This window comes from Desulfosporosinus orientis DSM 765, assembly GCF_000235605.1.
Classification (GTDB): Bacteria; Bacillota; Desulfitobacteriia; order Desulfitobacteriales; family Desulfitobacteriaceae; genus Desulfosporosinus; species Desulfosporosinus orientis.
In genome coordinates this window covers 543,169-559,710 of sequence record NC_016584.1, presented here as the reverse complement: position 1 = coordinate 559,710, position 16,542 = coordinate 543,169, and the positions used below count along the sequence as shown (strand labels likewise).

General features: G+C 43.3%; 16 protein-coding genes. 11 read left to right on the top strand and 5 right to left on the bottom strand.

The window, feature by feature from the left end; translation table 11 throughout:
• Positions 1-124 precede the first annotated feature (124 nt).
• The 6 genes from DESOR_RS02780 to DESOR_RS02755 all read left to right on the top strand — a co-directional run bounded on the left by DESOR_RS02780 (position 125) and on the right by DESOR_RS02755 (position 5,943).
• Entirely contained in the window at positions 125-706 is a 582-nt protein-coding gene (locus DESOR_RS02780) for a DUF2318 domain-containing protein (protein ID WP_042330737.1), read from the top strand.
• A gap of 66 nt (positions 707-772) precedes the next feature.
• A complete protein-coding gene (locus DESOR_RS02775; protein WP_014183092.1) occupies positions 773-1,441 on the top strand; it encodes an ABC transporter ATP-binding protein in 669 nt (222 codons plus the stop codon).
• Positions 1,442-1,468: 27 nt separating this feature from the next.
• Positions 1,469-2,632: an ABC transporter permease gene (locus DESOR_RS02770; protein WP_014183091.1), complete on the top strand. Its 1,164-nt coding sequence runs from the start codon at positions 1,469-1,471 to the stop codon at positions 2,630-2,632.
• Positions 2,633-2,685: 53 nt separating this feature from the next.
• The gene (locus DESOR_RS02765) at positions 2,686-3,819 is read left to right on the top strand and encodes an ABC transporter permease (protein WP_014183090.1); all 1,134 of its coding nucleotides are present in this window, start codon (positions 2,686-2,688) and stop codon (positions 3,817-3,819) included.
• Between the two features lie 40 nt (positions 3,820-3,859).
• Positions 3,860-4,552, top strand: a complete 693-nt coding sequence (locus tag DESOR_RS02760; RefSeq protein ID WP_014183089.1) for a response regulator transcription factor — start codon at positions 3,860-3,862, stop codon at positions 4,550-4,552.
• A 2-nt stretch (positions 4,553-4,554) separates the two neighbouring features.
• A complete protein-coding gene (locus DESOR_RS02755) occupies positions 4,555-5,943 on the top strand; it encodes a sensor histidine kinase (protein ID WP_014183088.1) in 1,389 nt (462 codons plus the stop codon).
• Between the two features lie 77 nt (positions 5,944-6,020).
• Here the strand turns inward: DESOR_RS02755 and DESOR_RS02750 are convergent, their stop codons facing one another.
• Positions 6,021-7,019, bottom strand: coding sequence for a PepSY domain-containing protein (locus DESOR_RS02750; RefSeq protein WP_014183087.1), 999 nt, complete (start codon positions 7,017-7,019; stop codon positions 6,021-6,023).
• 412 nt (positions 7,020-7,431) lie between these two features.
• Between DESOR_RS02750 and DESOR_RS02745 the strand changes: the two genes are divergently transcribed.
• The 4 genes from DESOR_RS02745 to DESOR_RS02730 all read left to right on the top strand — a co-directional run bounded on the left by DESOR_RS02745 (position 7,432) and on the right by DESOR_RS02730 (position 11,247).
• Positions 7,432-7,773, top strand: coding sequence for a metal-sensitive transcriptional regulator (locus tag DESOR_RS02745; RefSeq protein WP_014183086.1), 342 nt, complete (start codon positions 7,432-7,434; stop codon positions 7,771-7,773).
• 30 nt (positions 7,774-7,803) lie between these two features.
• Positions 7,804-10,485 carry a heavy metal translocating P-type ATPase gene (locus tag DESOR_RS02740; protein WP_014183085.1) on the top strand — a complete coding sequence of 894 codons (2,682 nt, stop codon included), beginning with the start codon at positions 7,804-7,806 and terminating at the stop codon, positions 10,483-10,485.
• A 29-nt stretch (positions 10,486-10,514) separates the two neighbouring features.
• Positions 10,515-10,712 carry a CopZ family metallochaperone gene (locus DESOR_RS02735; RefSeq protein ID WP_014183084.1) on the top strand — a complete coding sequence of 66 codons (198 nt, stop codon included), beginning with the start codon at positions 10,515-10,517 and terminating at the stop codon, positions 10,710-10,712.
• Positions 10,713-10,884: 172 nt separating this feature from the next.
• A complete protein-coding gene (locus DESOR_RS02730; protein ID WP_014183083.1) occupies positions 10,885-11,247 on the top strand; it encodes a four-helix bundle copper-binding protein in 363 nt (120 codons plus the stop codon).
• Between the two features lie 120 nt (positions 11,248-11,367).
• Here DESOR_RS02730 and DESOR_RS02725 read toward each other — a convergent pair whose 3' ends face one another.
• Together DESOR_RS02725 and DESOR_RS29225 are read right to left on the bottom strand one after the other, a co-directional pair.
• Positions 11,368-11,862: a hypothetical protein gene (locus DESOR_RS02725; protein ID WP_014183082.1), complete on the bottom strand. Its 495-nt coding sequence runs from the start codon at positions 11,860-11,862 to the stop codon at positions 11,368-11,370.
• Between the two features lie 342 nt (positions 11,863-12,204).
• On the bottom strand, positions 12,205-12,642 hold the full coding sequence (locus DESOR_RS29225; RefSeq protein ID WP_014183081.1) for a hypothetical protein: 438 nt from the start codon (positions 12,640-12,642) through the stop codon (positions 12,205-12,207).
• 421 nt (positions 12,643-13,063) lie between these two features.
• On the opposite strand from DESOR_RS29225, the gene ftsH reads away from it, so the two are divergent.
• Positions 13,064-14,884, top strand: a complete 1,821-nt coding sequence (ftsH, locus tag DESOR_RS02715) for an ATP-dependent zinc metalloprotease FtsH (RefSeq protein ID WP_014183080.1) — start codon at positions 13,064-13,066, stop codon at positions 14,882-14,884.
• A 210-nt stretch (positions 14,885-15,094) separates the two neighbouring features.
• Here the strand turns inward: ftsH and DESOR_RS02710 are convergent, their stop codons facing one another.
• Positions 15,095-15,892, bottom strand: coding sequence for a TerC family protein (locus DESOR_RS02710; RefSeq protein WP_014183079.1), 798 nt, complete (start codon positions 15,890-15,892; stop codon positions 15,095-15,097).
• A 23-nt stretch (positions 15,893-15,915) separates the two neighbouring features.
• Complete coding sequence (locus tag DESOR_RS02705; RefSeq protein ID WP_014183078.1) at positions 15,916-16,497, bottom strand: TerD family protein; 582 nt, start codon at positions 16,495-16,497, stop codon at positions 15,916-15,918.
• Positions 16,498-16,542: the final 45 nt, after the last annotated feature.

Below are 16,542 nucleotides of genomic sequence, written 5' to 3'. Positions count from 1 at the left end.
GGCCTTAATCCTTCAGGTTCAAAAACTGGCATAAAATTTGCTACCTATATAAATGGATTTTATAAAATCTTATTCATGACGGGAATCAAAAAATATGCAACAACTAGGGGGTCTTATTTTAACCATGAATGAACGGGAAATCAAAAAACAAAAATTCACTCAGCCTTCCAAGAATCATACTTTGCTCTTTAGTATTGTTGGCATCCTGACGGTGATTATCATGATCGGAACCTATATGGTTGTAGCGAAAAGCAATACGCCCGACAGTACTCTGAAAGGAGCAGCTAATATTGGGGAAAAAGTCGCTTATAGTTCAGCAGTTAAACTACAGCAAACCAATGTCGAAAACAGCAGCAAAGACGGTAAGGTCATCATTACCACCCTCAGCACATTAAAAGACAAAAAATTTATCCGCACCGAGTATCAAAGCAACGAAACAAGAATTCCCCTGACAGCCTTTGTTCAGCCGGACGGCAACGTGATGGCAGCCGTGAGCTATTGTGAACCTTGCCGGGGTGAAACCTTTCATATCACAGGCTCGCAAATCATTTGCAATGTCTGCGGAACCGTCTGGGACCTCCAAACACTTAAAGGTCTTAGCGGCGGCTGTCAGGCCTATCCCCCCGAAGCCCTCACTTACTCGTTAAATGGGGATAACCTTGAAATTCCCCAAACAACCCTTGATACATGGAAACCTAGAGTTTAGTTATAGGAGATGTGTTTATTACTAATCAAAATGGGATAACTCAGCGATATTTGGAGGAAAGCTTAGATGTCTTTGATTAAAGCACAGGATATCTCAAAACATTATAATAATGGCGAAGACGTGGTTGAAGCCCTAACAGCCATTAATCTGGAAATTGAAGAAGGGGAATTTTTAGCTTTGATGGGGCCTTCCGGTTCAGGGAAAAGCACCTTGCTCAGCATTCTTGGCGCCTTGAACCCGCCGACTTCCGGCAAGCTCATCATCGATGAAATTGATGTCTATGCCTTGCCATCGGAACGGCAAGCTGATTTTCGCCATGAATATGTGGGGTTTGTCTTCCAGCAATATCAATTAATCCCCTATCTGACCGCTTTGGAAAATGTGATGCTCCCTTTGTCCATAACCTCCCGCTCCGGAAAAGAACAGAGGGAAATGGCTCAGAGAGTTTTAGCCCGAGTGGGCCTTGAATCTAAATCCTGCCGGCTCCCCAGTCAATTGTCCGGAGGCGAGCAAAACCGTGTTGCCATTGCCAGAGCCATTGTCAATCAGCCAGCCATCATCTTCGCTGATGAACCCACGGGAAGCCTGGACTCAAAAACAGCAACAGAGCTGTTAGAGCTGTTTAAAGCCCTCAACCACGAAGGCCTGACCATTATTATGGTAACTCACAATCCGGAAAATCTGGCTTGGGTCAATCGAACCGTTTATATCCGGGATGGACTCTTAGCTCAATAATCCTCACGACATTTAAGGAGGAGCACAATGCATCTGCTAACCATGGTTTTGCAAAACATTCGCCGCCGCAAGCTTCGCTCCGGGATCTTGATCCTCAGCATTATCATCGGAGTAGCTTCGATTATCTTTCTCAGTACAACAACCCAAGCCATGAAAAAAGATGTCGCCAACCAACTCGATGAATTTGGCTCCAATATTCTCATTCTGCCGGACACAGGGCAAGCCTTGACTTTTGGCGGTATAACCGTTGAAGCCCCCTCTCAAGTTAAAAATCTTGACATGTCACTCATTCCGCTGATGCAAACCATTAAAAATAAAGAGACCCTGGCTACGATTGCTCCTAAGCTGTTGGCTACCATTAACCTGCAAGGACAGGACATTTTAGCCATCGGTGTGGATTTCCCTGCGGAATTGAAACTAAAAAAATGGTGGAAAATAGACACTTTAGCTAAAAACCGGCTTCCCAATAAGGACGAAATTATCTTGGGAAGCGATGTAGCTCTGGCCTTAGGTCTCAGCCCCAAGCAATCCGTTGTCATCAAAGGCCAAGAGTTCCAAATAGCCGGTATCATCCAGCCTACCGGATCAGCGGAAAATGATCAGGCCGTTTTTATGGATTTATCCGTACTCCAAGCCTTGACAAACCAGCCTAAGGCTATCAGTCTTATCGAAACAGCCGCCTTATGTTATTCCTGTCCCATCGAGGAGGTCACCCAACAATTGCGGGAAAAACTTCCGGGCACCAAAATTACAGCTCTCCAGTCAACCATAAAGTCCCGGGATGATACTGTAACTAAATTTAATGCTTTAACCTGGAGCGTATCCCTTACCTTTTTAATAACCTGTGCCTTGATCTTGGCTATAACCATGAAATCCTCCGTGGAAGAACGAACTCGGGAAATCGGTATTTTACGGGCTATTGGCTTTCGCAAAAGCCATATTGTGCGCATCATTCTTGGGGAAGCAAGTCTATTAAGTGTTTCCGGCGGGTTGTTAGGTTACGGCTTAGGGATGAGCTTGGCCGTGAATTTTGGGGCTAAACTCCTGAAAATCCAGGTGACAATCCCCTGGCAGGCTGATCTGCTGATCTATTCGACAATGGCCGCTTTAATAATAAGCCTGCTTTCCAGCCTTTATCCTGCCTGGAAAGCAGCCAGACTTGACCCGGCAGAGTCCCTGCGTTATCTGTAATTTGACAAGGCAAAGGGCAAACTTCAACGACCAAACTGTATTAGGAGGAAACCATGACCCTAACAAGCATTGCTTTACAGAATTTGCGGCAGCGCAAAGGAAAAACTGCCTTCCTGCTTCTAACCTTTATTCTAATCACAGGGATAAGTGTCGCCTTAAATTCTCTGTCCCAAGGCGTAAAAGGGGAATTAGAAAAGAGTTTAAGCCAATATGGAGCTAATGTCATTATTTCTCCTAAGTCTGAACAGTTTTCACTGAGTTACGGCGGTCTTTCCCTGCCCGGTGTTCACTTCGAAACCAAAACCTTAGACTATGCCAGTGTAACAAAATTGGAAAACCCGAACCTAATCCTCAAGGGAATCGCCCCGAAAATAATTGGTTCCGCCTCAGGAAAGGATAATCCTTACCTGATTGTCGGTGTGGATTTTTCCAATGAATTGAAAATGAAACCTTGGTGGCATATAGACGGTCATTTGCCTAAGGGCGGAGAAGTAATTATTGGCTCAGACTTAGCTGTCAGCAATCAATTAGGGATTGGCCAGACTCTCGAGCTCAACCACCGGAATTATAAAATTGCCGGGATAATGGAGAAAACAGGCGGTTCTGAAGATATTGGCGTCTTTACTAATTTCACTACTGCTCAATTGATTACCGGGATAAATTCCTGGTCTATGATTGAGGTTAGCGCCGCGGAGCCCTCTCAAGCAGTCGCTATCTTAAGAGAAATCCTGCCGGAGGCCAAAGTTGCAGAAATATCTCAGCTGGTTGAAGGAAGAGAAAAGAGCATTGAGGGATTCTCACGCTTTTCCTTGGCCCTTTCTCTGCTATTAGCCCTCATCGGCGGATTGATTGTTTTCCTGACAACCACTTCAATGATTCATGACCGCACTTCAGAAATCGGAATTATGAAAGCCCTTGGCTTTCGCCGCCGTCATATTCTTGCCATTTTCATGAGGGAAATCTTTTTAATAAGTCTTTTGGGGGGAAGCCTCGGCTATCTCTTAGGGAGCCTCGCTGCTCTTCTGCTTGCTCCAATAACCTACCAGGCTTCCCTGAAATTCCAAATCCATCCTCTCATTGCTTTGACTGCAATAACAACCTCTGTCATAATAGGTGTTGTCTCTACTTTTCTTTCCGCTCAGCGAGGGGTTAATTTGGAACCTATTAAGGCCCTTGCCGCTCTCTAAGAGCGACCCTATCAATTTTGGGAAGGAGTCATCTTTTAACATGAGAATCTTATTAGTGGATGATGAGAAAAAAATTACTACCGTGCTGAAAGCCTATCTCCAACAAGAAGGTTTTCAGGTCAGTACCGCTATAAACGGTCTTGTCGCCTTAACAATGTTTAAAGAAAACCCTTTTGACCTGGTTATCCTTGACCTGATGCTCCCCGGCCTGTCCGGCACCGAGATTTGCAGTGAGATCCGCAAGATTTCATCCGTTCCTATTATCATGCTTACCGCTAAAATTGAAGAGGAAGACCGCATTCAAGGTTTAAGTATGGGCGCCGATGACTACATTACCAAACCCTTCAGCCCTCGTGAAGTGGTTGCACGGGTCAGAGCCGTTTTGAGGCGGACTAATAATGATACTGCTCCCCTCGCCGATGTGATTTCTTATGATAACGGTCTTACCATTGACAACATACAGCATGAGATCCGCCTTAATGACCAGGAGATCTTGTTAACCCCAACGGAATTTAAAATTCTTGGCGCCTTAGCTAAGAACCCCGGCAGGGTATTATCCAGAAGTCAACTGGTAGAGATTGTTCAAGGCCACAATTTCGAGGGAGATGACCGGGTCATTGATGCCCATATTAAAAAAATCCGGCATAAAATCGAAACCAGGCCCAGCAACCCCCAAATCATAGTGACAGTTTACGGAATCGGCTACAAGTTTAATCCAAATGCGGGGGAATAGACATGCGGACTAAATTGTTTCTCTCTACTCTCCTAATCACCTTAATTACCTTAACCTTAAGCATGCTGTCCGTTAACTTTGTCTTCAAGCAGCAGTTTAGTGATTACTTAACTCAAGTCACCGAAACAGCCCTGGAACAGCTCCCTTCACGTTTAAGCGCCATTTATAAGACCAAAGGAACCTGGGATTCGGCTTCTCTCAATGAACTCAGCTATTCCCTGCCTATGGGTACTGTGGTGACCCTTACAACTCCAACGGGTGAACTCATCGCCACACTGAACAACCCTATGGAGGATATGATGCACGGACAGGGCGGTATGGGAATGAACATGAACATGAACATGGGCATGTCAACCTATTCGGCAACGAAGTGGAAAACCAATACCTTTACAGTAACGGGATCTCTCGGAGTAATCGCCAATGTTCAAGTCCGCTACCCAGCCTCTGCCCAGATTCTTAACCCCCAAGATGTGAAATTTCAATCGGCAGTCTTTCGTTCTTTGCTTTTGGCCGGAGGACTGGCCCTTCTTTTTGGAATTTTTCTCAGCTACTTTACAAGCCGCCGCCTCGTTGCTCCCCTCAAAGGTTTAACTCAAGCTGCCAATCGAATTGGTCACGGTCAACTTGAGGAACGGGTTTCTATTCCCTCCAATGATGAAGTTGGACAATTGGCCAAGGCCTTTAACTCGATGGCTGACAACTTAAATCAGCAAGAAACTCTTCGCAAACAATTTACGGCGGATATCGCCCATGAACTGAGAACTCCCTTAACCTCAATCAAAAGTTATATTGAAGCCTTCCAAGACAATGTCATGCCTGTTGATCAAGAAAACCTTGCCGCTATTCACGAGGAGATTGAACGGCTGGTTGACCTATCCACGGATCTAAAGGACTTAAATGTAGCAGAAATTGGAGGACTACAGTTAACCCTTGAAACTGTAGACTTAAAGGATCTTCTTGATAAAATAGTTCGCAGCCTGTATCCTCTTATCCAAACTAAAGAACTCACCCTCAACTGGACTCCTCCAAATGAGCCCATGACTTTGACTGGAGATAAGCGGCTTCTAGCTCGACTATTATATAATTTGGTGCATAATGCCTATCGGTACTCAAACCCTGGCGGGCAAATAATCATGGAACTTTCTCAAAGCAATCATCAGGTTAAATTTGTCATCCGCAATACAGGGATGGGCATTTCTGAAGAGGATCTTCCTTTTATCTTTGAACGTTTTTACCGAGCTGATAAATCAAGAACCCGGGAAACCGGGGGTACCGGCATTGGCTTAGCCTTAGTCCGTCAGATAATTAACCTCCATCACGGCAAGATCAACGTCCAAAGCAAAGTCGGACAAGAAACTGAATTTCAAGTCGAGCTTCCGAAAGAGATTTAATAGGGTGGCTGAGTGTTGGATTTACTCAGCCACCCTATTTTATTGTCAGAAAGATCATGGATCTCCACGCTCTATCTTTACTTTACTTCAACAGTATTAAGGATAGGTCCTTGCCAATTCTCTAACCAAACCTGACCTGTGTATCCGTTAACATCGAGTTCCGAATAATCTTTTCCATCTTTTTGGATCATAAACTCATAATATCCTGGCGATAATTCCGGTTTTTCGAGTGAATATTCATCCCCCATTTGGGATAAGAACTCTTTAGCTATGTTAGTTGCCTGTTCTTCACTTACGGTAACGTCACCGGTGTTTCCCCAATTCATATATCCATATTTTGTGTTCCACATTATATTGGGACCCATTTCGGTTATGATTTGTCCACCATATTTGTAAACCATAAGTTCATAAGCATTAGCACCTGTCTGGGCGTCTTTTAGCTCAACCTCATATCCGTTAGAAAATTCATGAAGTTCTTTTACAACAACATCCTGATTCGTCTTTTGAATATAGGCCTTAGCAATGGCTAAGGCCTGATCAGAGGTGCTTACTTGACCGTTTGTCAGGTCAACACCTAAGCTTTTTGCATCAAAGCTACTTCCCATCATGCCGTAACCACTATAACCATTGGCTCCATAACCTCCCATCATGCCATAGCCGCCATACCCATTGGCTCCGTAACCTCCCATCATGCCATAGCCGCCATACCCATTGGCTCCGTAGCCTCCCATCATGCCATAGCCGCCATACCCATTGACTCCATAACCTCCCATCATGCCATAGCCGCCATACCCATTGGCTCCATAACCTCCCATCATGCCATAGCCGCTATACCCATTGGCTCCTAGAGTATTGTCCTTAGCAGAGTTATCATTTTGGGAAGATATTGCTAAAGTCGAAAATTTAGGTGTCTCAAGCTGACTGCCTTGAACTGCCTTATTAACTGTCTGTGTGAATCCATTAGCGTTACCCAACAATCCCAGCGTACTTGTTCCAGCTGTTAGTGCATAAGCCGTGCCTGCTATGGCAATCACACTTGCCATTGATAATCCAACAATCCATTTTGCCTTTTTCATATTCTTATTCCTCCTTTTATTAACCAAGGTAACCTTCTCAGCACCCTTGGTTTAGTGCCTTTTAAGTATATTTAATCAATTCGACTATGCTGTGAATGAGTTATGAATTTGTTGTGAATGAAGCTGCTAAAGTCCTCTGTTTAAAAATCCGGCTATTTTAGAGCCGACTAATCTAGATTAGTCGGCTCTAAAATGCGGAAAATTTTAATCATCTCCTTGGAGACGGCCTTCTAACATTCTTCCATTGCCTCATAGACTTACTTCTCTGCCAAAATTCCGGCAGTTTATGGCAGCAGCACTTCAAATACTTAAAATGAATAGCTTCATTTTATATGGATAATATAAACCATAATTAAAATGTCTCCTTGACAATTAGTATAGGGGGGTATACTATATTTCTTGAGGTGATTAAATGAATACAGAAGATAATAAGGATTCCTGCCCTTTCTGCCAACATGAAGAGAGCAATTTAAGTGATCGAACAAGTCATCATGATGATAAGACGATCAAAGCCTTAGTGACTCGGATGAACAGAATTGAAGGGCAAATCCGAGGGATTAAAGGAATGATTGAACGTCACGTATATTGCGATGATATCCTTAACCAGATCTCTTCCGCCCGATCTGCTTTAGACGGTGTTTCACGCCTGCTTTTAGAAAAGCATATGAAATCCTGTGTAAAAGAACAGCTTGAAGCGGGAGACGAGCAGATAATTGATGAAGTTCTTCAAACGATTTTTCGCATGATTCGCTAAACCTCGCGTTTTGAGGAGGATGATTAATATATGACAGAACCATTAAGACTCGAGGATAAAGTCATTAATGTTCAGAGCATGACATGCCAGCACTGCGTCAGGCATGTAACAAAAGCCCTAGAAAAACTCCCGAGTATCGAACAAGTCCAGGTCTCTTTAGAAAATTCTCAAGCTTCATTTAAGTATAACCCCTCCCAAGTTGCCTTTGATGAGATACGCGCAGCAATCGAAGACGCGGGATATTCCATGGATGGACCGGAAAATTCCCCGGAGAACCCAGAACCAGAAATTACTACATCTGAGCACAAAGAAATCGAACACCAACAACAACTGTTTAAGATTTCGGGCATGACCTGTGCCAACTGTGCCTTAACTATCGAAAAAGGCCTAAAGAATATGCCTGGTGTTAAAACGGCTGCCGTGAACTTTGCCTCCGAAAAGCTTTCTGTGGATATTGACCCAAGTATCGTGCAAGAGGAAGAAATCCTCTCCAAAATTAAGGATTTGGGTTATGGGGCTTCTGCCGAAGGCTCTGAAGGAAAACAACAGTTCAAAGTCAGTGGAATGACCTGCGCTAATTGTGCGTTAACCATTGAGAAAAAACTTAAAAACACCCCCGGCGTCCAACATGCTGCGGTGAATTTTGCCAATGAAACGGTTACAGTAGAATTTGATCCCGCCTTGACGAATATGCGTGACATTTTTGAGCAGATTCGAGATGCCGGATACATCCCTTTAGATAATAAAGGGGACGATCAAGAAGACCGTACCGCTATTAAGCAGCGAAACTGGCTGATTTTTAGTGCGGTGCTTGCTTTGCCTATCCTGCCCCTCATGTATCTGCCAATGTCCAAAACACTCCTTTACACCATGCTCGTTTTGGCAACCATTGTTCAGTTTACTGCAGGCTGGACTTTCTATCGCGGGGCTTACCACTCCTTGAAAAACCGTTCGGCAAACATGGATGTTTTAGTCGCCATTGGGATTACAGCTTCTTATGGTTACAGTGTAATGACGACTTTTCCTAACATTTTCTTTGCTGGCCCCACCTTTTTTGACACATCCGCTTTGCTGATCGTGTTTGTGCGATTTGGAAAATATCTTGAAGCCAAAGCAAAAGGTCGAGCAGGTCAGGCATTAAAACGCTTACTTGAACTTCAGGCTGATAAAGCGCGCTTACTCGTTGATGGCAAAGAACAAGAGGTCGCTGCCTCAGATGTTAAGATCGGGGATATCGTGGTCGTCAAGCCAGGTGAAAAGATCCCCGTTGACGGGGATATTATTGAAGGACAAGCCAGTATTGATGAAGCCATGGTAACAGGCGAATCTATTCCCATTGATAAAGGTGTAGGGGATCCGGTCATTGGCGCAACCATTAATCGTTCGGGCAGTATTAAAGTGAAAACGACGAAAACCGGCAAGGATACAATGCTGTCCGGGATCATTAAGATGGTTGAGGACGCTCAAGGAGTTAAACCGCCCATTCAACGGCTTGCTGATACAATCTCCAACTTTTTTGTGCCCACGGTAGTTGCCATCTCTGTAATTACCTTTTTAATTTGGTATTTTGCAGTCCATAGTACTTTCGTTTTTGCCTTTACCGCGGCCATTGCGGTCTTAGTCATTGCTTGCCCTTGTGCCTTGGGACTTGCTACCCCAACCGCCATAATGGTAGGCAGTGGCGTTGGATTGAATCGAGGCATCTTGTTTAAATCCGCCGCCGTCCTGGAGAGCATTGCCCATCTTCAAGCCATTGGCTTCGATAAAACAGGGACCCTGACCAAGGGAGCGCCAGAAGTAACGGATATTATCCCCTACACTTCGTTAACCCGAGAAGAGGTTTTGAAAATTGCTGCTGCGGGAGAGAATCCATCCATTCATCCCTTAGCTCAGGCTGTCGTTTCCCAAGCTAAGAAGGAAAATCTTCAGATTCAAGAGGTCTCTGATTATTTAGAGGAAAGTGGACATGGGGTTGTTTGCACCTATCAAGGCAAATCATTACTCATTGGCAACATTAAGCTAATGCAGGAGCATGGAATCGACGTTCTGGAAACGGAACAAGACTCCCAGCGCTTGGCAGAGTCGGGTAAAACAACGAGCTTTATTGCTTTGGACGGCCGAGTCATTGGCCTCCTTGCTCTGGCTGATGTCCTTAAAGAGAGCACCAAAGAAGCTATTGCCCGCCTTCAACAGCTCGGCCTCAAGACTTTTATGATTACTGGGGATAATAAAAAAGTGGCGAACGTTGTTGGCAGAGAAGTCGGCATTGACGACGTTATTGCTGAAATCTTGCCCCAAGATAAAATTAATATTGTTAAAAAGTTTCAAGAACAAGGGCTTAAAGTAGCCATGGTGGGCGATGGGATTAATGATGCCCCGGCTTTAGCTCAAGCTGATATCGGGATTGCCATTGGTTCTGGAACGGATGTTGCCAAAGAAACAGGAGACATCGTCCTCGTTCGCAATGACCTCCTCGATGTTGAACGTGCAATACGCCTGGGTCGCAAAACACTTACCAAGATAAAACAGAATCTTTTCTGGGCATTGATTTACAACATGATTGGTATTCCCATAGCTGCCGGTGCGCTCTACTCCATAACCGGTAAACTTTTGCCTCCAGAGTGGGCGGGCTTGGCCATGGCCTTCTCTTCAGTCTCGGTTGTCACCAGTTCTCTTCTGTTAAGGGGCTATGATAAAAAACTAGTTAATTAGAAGTTATTTATACGAAGGAGGTGAAAAAGATGAGCCAAACTACACTTAAAGTTGAAGGTATGACCTGCAACCACTGTAAGATGCATGTTGAAAAAGCACTTCAAGGTGTTAACGGTGTCGAAGCCGTTCAAGTGGATCTTGCTGCCAAAACCGCTATTGTAACAGGAGCTGCAGATCGGGCAGAGCTGATAAAAGCCGTTAGCGAAGCCGGCTATTCTGCCGAATAACATCAGCGACCGTTAAAAGAAAGAAGAGCTTCCCATTGTGGGGGCTCTTTTTTCTTTTATAGACTACTTAAAAGATTAACCGCATTATGCCCTTTTCTACTAGCATATTATCTCCATTAACAATAAATAATAAGTAGGATCAAATCAACAATAAAAATTAAGGAGGACCAAAATGCCGATTTCTACCAATGCTACCGCAGCACTTCAGGCATGTATCGATGCCTGTAATGCTTGTATGCAAGCCTGTGAAGAATGTTATACCGCCTGTTTGAATGAACCTGATGTGGAAGCCCGCATTCAATGTATCCGTGTTTTAAGGGATTGCGCAGATATCTGCTCTCTGTCATCCCAATATATGTCGAGAAATAGTCAATTTTCCGCTCAACTCTGCGCCAATTGTGCCACAATCTGTGATGCTTGTGCCGCCGAGTGTGCCAAAATGAAAGACACCCATTGTCAAAAATGTGCCGATATGTGCCGGAAGTGTGCTGATGAATGCAGGAAAATGGCATCACAAACTCAAGCAGCTAAGTAAAGAGGCTAGTTTTTTGTTGGCTCAAACCATAGATAATTGGTTTGAGCCTTCCTACTGCTGCTCTGATTAAAAAAGAATAGATCAGCAACTTATAAGCTGACTGATCTATTCTTATCTATATTATCTTCCCATTCTTCCCATAGATCCCATACCATTGTTGCTGCTGGATCTCTGGGTTGACTGTTGAGAAGTCTCAGAACTATTTATGTCATTGCCTCCAGTCGTTCCTTGCATGTGTTGGGAGCTCATCTGGGTATTCATGGGTATAGCCTGCATCTGTGTGTTCATAAGCAAGGTCTGGGTCTGTGTATTCATAGGCATAGTCTGTGTCTGAGCATTCATGGGCATAGTCTGCGTCTGAGCATTCATGGGCATAGTCTGCGTGTTCATAGGCATAGCGTGTGTATTTTGCGTTTGACTTTGATCAACCTGAGTATTTTCTGCCTGCTCAGTTTCCGTTCCTGTGGTATCATTGTTCTCCATATAAGCCTGTGCGTTAGTAACCTTTGGCTGCATGGTTGTAGCGTTATTACCAAGGGTAGTAGCATTAACGATCCCCGCTACTCCAAGTACCATAGCCATTGATAATGAAACCATTAAAAGTTTCTTTTTCATAATTAAATCACATTCCTTTTACATTATAATGAGTTTCTTTAACCTCATCTTCAGACCCCTTTGTCTCCAAGTCTGGTGATCACCTCCTGCAGACACCAAAGTATTCGTATACTTTCTGAATTATCGAGGGGTAGGTCACGAAATTTCTATTAATGAGACAGCATTATTATCGTTTAACATAGAATTCAAGGTTCAGAACTTAAATTGTCCTGAACCTTGAACTGCTTTTCTTTTGAATTTAGGTGCACCTTAATTTTCCTGTTTACCACATATTGATCACTGTGCCTTAAGTTCAATTTTTCTTTTAAGCCTTTACCATCAGCCTTATCTTGTTGCCGCCCATTACCAATTACCGCCTTGACCTCCCATCATTCCATATCCACTGCCGTATCCGTTTCCTCCCTGGCCTCCCATCATTCCGTATCCACTGCCGTATCCGTTTCCTCCCTGGCCTCCCATCATTCCGTATCCACTGCCGTATCCGTTTCCTCCCTGACCTCCCATCATTCCATATCCGCTGCCGTATCCGTTTCCTCCCTGGCCTCCCATCATTCCATATCCGCTGCCGTATCCGTTTCCTCCCTGGCCTCCCATCATTCCGTATCCGTTGGAACTGGGAGCAGAGTAAGTGGCATTAGGGTTCATATTTTGGACTGCTGGCATTGAAGTTCCAAGTTGAGCTTTGACGGGGGAAGTCCCTGTGGTAAGGGCGAGCGCCGTACCTGATAGTGCCATTATCCCTGCAATTGTGAGCCCTATAATCCATTTAGTTTTTCGCATAATTTTACCTCCTTATTTATCACTATTTTAATTCCCTAACCTTGTTTTATGTCTCAAATTATATCTACCTAATTAGACTTTACGATGAATGTGTTGTGAATTTCTTATGAATTTTGAAATAGATGCCAACACTCTTTGGTTCACGAAATATTCACATATAATTCATAGGTTATATACATAAATGATATATATTAGTTTAATAAGTCCTTTACCTCTCCTCATTATATTTGGCTTTCTTCGGAAAGTCTTATTAATTAAGGAATGCACTTAAAACCATTTTTTTGAGGCGACCATTTTAAAATAAAAGTGATCATGGGCATATTGATCCGCTTATTAGCAGGTGGTGGCTTTTGGGGTTTGAAAAGAAATTTGCATGGTTTAGGATATAAATCTTCCGTTCTGGGAAATGGAGTGAGAAATTTTGAACGAGCAAAAGGAATCACAGAAATATTCTAAATTTCAATACTTAGGTATTGTAATGCTAGCTTTAATGTTGCTTAATGTCTTTGTATTCCCATCTTTAATGAAACAGCAGCTTACTCAGGTTGACTACGGCACCTTCTTGAACCAAATAGAACGTGGAGCCGTTAGTGAGGTAGAAATTCAAGATAATCAGATTATATATACTGCAGAGGATGAAGCTAAAAAAACTACTAAGTATACCACAGGAATTGTCAATGATCCAGAGCTGGTAAATCGCCTGCACAGTGCCGGTGTAAAGTTCTCTCAGGCCATACCCAAAGAAAATTCCCTGCTGTTTAATACTCTTATAACCTGGGTTCTGCCCTTAATATTCATTATCGGAATTGGACAATTGTTCGCAAGCCAGATGCAAAAACGTATGGGCGGCATGAAAGCTATGAACTTCGGCAAAAGTAATGCTAAAATCTATGTTCAGACCCAAACCGGCAAGACCTTTGCCGATGTAGCCGGACAAGATGAATCAAAAGAGGCCCTTAGCGAGATTGTCGATTTTCTTCATAACCCCCAAAAATATTCAGAAATAGGTGCTAATCTTCCTAAGGGGGCATTACTTGTGGGGCCTCCCGGAACAGGTAAAACTTTGCTGGCCAAGGCTATAGCAGGAGAAGCAAAGGTTCCCTTCTTTTCCATTTCAGGTTCTGAGTTTGTAGAAATGTTTGTAGGTATGGGCGCAGCCAAAGTACGCGATTTATTCAAACAAGCAAATGAAAAAGCCCCCTGCATCGTTTTCATTGACGAGATCGACACCATTGGAAAAAAACGGGGTCATACCGCAATTGGAGGAAGCGATGAACATGAACAAACCCTTAATCAGTTGCTTACTGAAATGGATGGCTTCGATGGTAAAAAAGGTATCGTAATCCTTGCTGCAACTAATCGACCTGAAACTCTGGACAAAGCACTGCTTCGTCCAGGCAGATTTGACCGCCGAATCCCAGTTGAACTTCCAAGTCTGACAGGGCGTGAGGCAATTTTAAAGGTTCACGCTCAAAAAATTAAGATGGAAGAGAACGTCAATTTTAACGCTATTGCCCGGGCTACTTCAGGCGCTTCAGGTGCAGACCTGGCCAATATTATTAATGAAGGTGCACTGCGGGCAGTTAAATGCGGCAGAACGAGAGTCAGTCAAGCTGACTTAGAAGCAGCTGTTGAAGTCGTTATAGCCGGTTATGAACGCAAAAACGCAGTGATCTCACCTAAAGAGAAAGAAATCATCGCCTACCACGAAATTGGTCATGCTTTAGTTGCAGCTAAGCAAACTGATTCCGCTCCTGTTCATAAAATTACGATCATTCCAAGAACATCGGGGGCCCTAGGCTACACAATGCAGATTGAGGAAGACGAACGTGTACTGATGAACAAAGAAGAAGCCTTTAATAAAATTGCTACCTATACAGGAGGTCGCGCAGCTGAAGAGCTGGTTTTTGGTACCTTTACATCAGGTGCATCCAACGACATCGAACAAGCAACCAAGATTGCCCGGTCAATGGTCACCCGACTTGGTATGAGTCAAAACTTTGATATGATGGCACTGGAGACAATGAATAACCCCTACCTGGGAGGGGATGCCTCCCTTACTTGTTCTGCTGAAACTGCGGCAAAGATTGATCATGAAGTACTCAATATTATTAAAAGTGCTCATAATAAGGCAATCTGTATTCTGAAAGAAAATATTGATAAGGTGCATGAGCTAGCAAACTATTTGTTGAATAAAGAAACTATTACTGGTGAAGAGTTTATGGAGATTCTTTCACATTAAGTTTCTTGACAATGCGGAATTCGATAGTGGATTAATAAAGAAGGGACATGGGACCTGATCAAAAATCGAAGTCCCTTGTCCCTTCTTTATTGTTGACCACAGCAGTAGAAATCTAAACATAATAGTGCTTAAATGGGATTTCGCCATTAATACAAGTCGTAGACGATGATAATATGGTGGCACGCTTTGTATTCTCAGCTTATCTTTTAATTACTTACCAAAAAGATGCTTTGTATTTTGGTCCATGGTCTTTGAATCTTTTTTCCCAATTGACTTACGCAAGTGATGAACAACAAACGTAGCGAGGAATATTAGAAGCAAGATGCTAAAGAAAACCCCTTCCGAAAGATCAAATCCAAAGACATTACCGAACATTTTCAGACCAATAATGGCAATTAATATATAAGCAGTCGTCTCAAGTTCAGGATACTTTTCAATCAAGGCTAAGAATACTTGAGCAACACCCCTCATCATGAGAATTCCCAGGATCGCCCCTAAGAAGAGTACCCATTCTTTTTCGCTGACACCGAAAGCCGCCAAAATACTGTCAATACTGAAGGTGATGTCCATTAACTCAACTTGCAGGACTGTTCTCCAAAAAGTGTATGAGCTCGCCTCTTTAAGCTCTTCAGCCGGATCTTCATCTTCCGATCCTTTGTTGGATAAAAAATACTTTGCAGACATCCATAACAGGTAAAGAGCACCTATAATCTTGATCCAGCGGATATGGATAAGATACACTCCAAAGCCGATTGCTAAAAACCTAAATAAGTAAGCACCAAAGATACCATAAAATAATGCTTTTCTCTGCTGCTTTTTAGGCAAGTGTTTAACCAAGATCGCCAATACTAAAGCATTATCCGAAGAAAGTAATCCTTCTAAAATGACCAAAGATCCAATAGCCCCCCAGCTCACGGGATCAGAAATCACCCCCCATAAAGCCTGAAGCGAAAAGAATTGACCATAACTGGCCTGGAGCCCAGTTAAAAGGTTAACTAATAAATCCATTGCTTTGCCTCCTATCTAATGGTTTAACCGGCTTGCAGTCCATAATTGGCGCACAGGGCTTGAAGACCACCTGAAAAGCCGCTGCCGACTGCTCCGAATTTCCATTCATCATTGTGCCTGTAAATCTCACAGACAACAACGGCTGTCTCAACAGAAAAATCTTCACCCAAATCATAGTGAATAAATTCTTCGTTTGTAAGTTCGTTGATAACACGAACATAAGCGTTGGCAACCTGGCCAAAGTTTTGAACCCTCTTAACTGCCTCATATATCGTAACGGTAATAGCGATCTTTTTTATCCTTTCCGGTATTTTTTGCAAATCTATCTTGATCACTTCATCATCCCCCTCACCTTCGCCGGTAAGGTTATCGCCTGTATGAATAACTGAACCATTGCCACCTTCCAAATTATTATAAAAAATAAAATCTTCAATACCTGAAGCATTGCCATTTTGGTCAAGTAAAAAGGCCGAGGCATCTAAGTCAAAGGCAAAGCCCCCAGAGTATTCATTCGTATCCCAGCCTAAACCGACAAGTAGTTTAGTAAGGTTAGAATTTTCTTTTGTTAAACTAATTTTTTCTCCTTTTTGCAAATTGATAATCATACTTATCCTCCCTTGTTTACATATTGCAGTGTTATTCTACTCGAT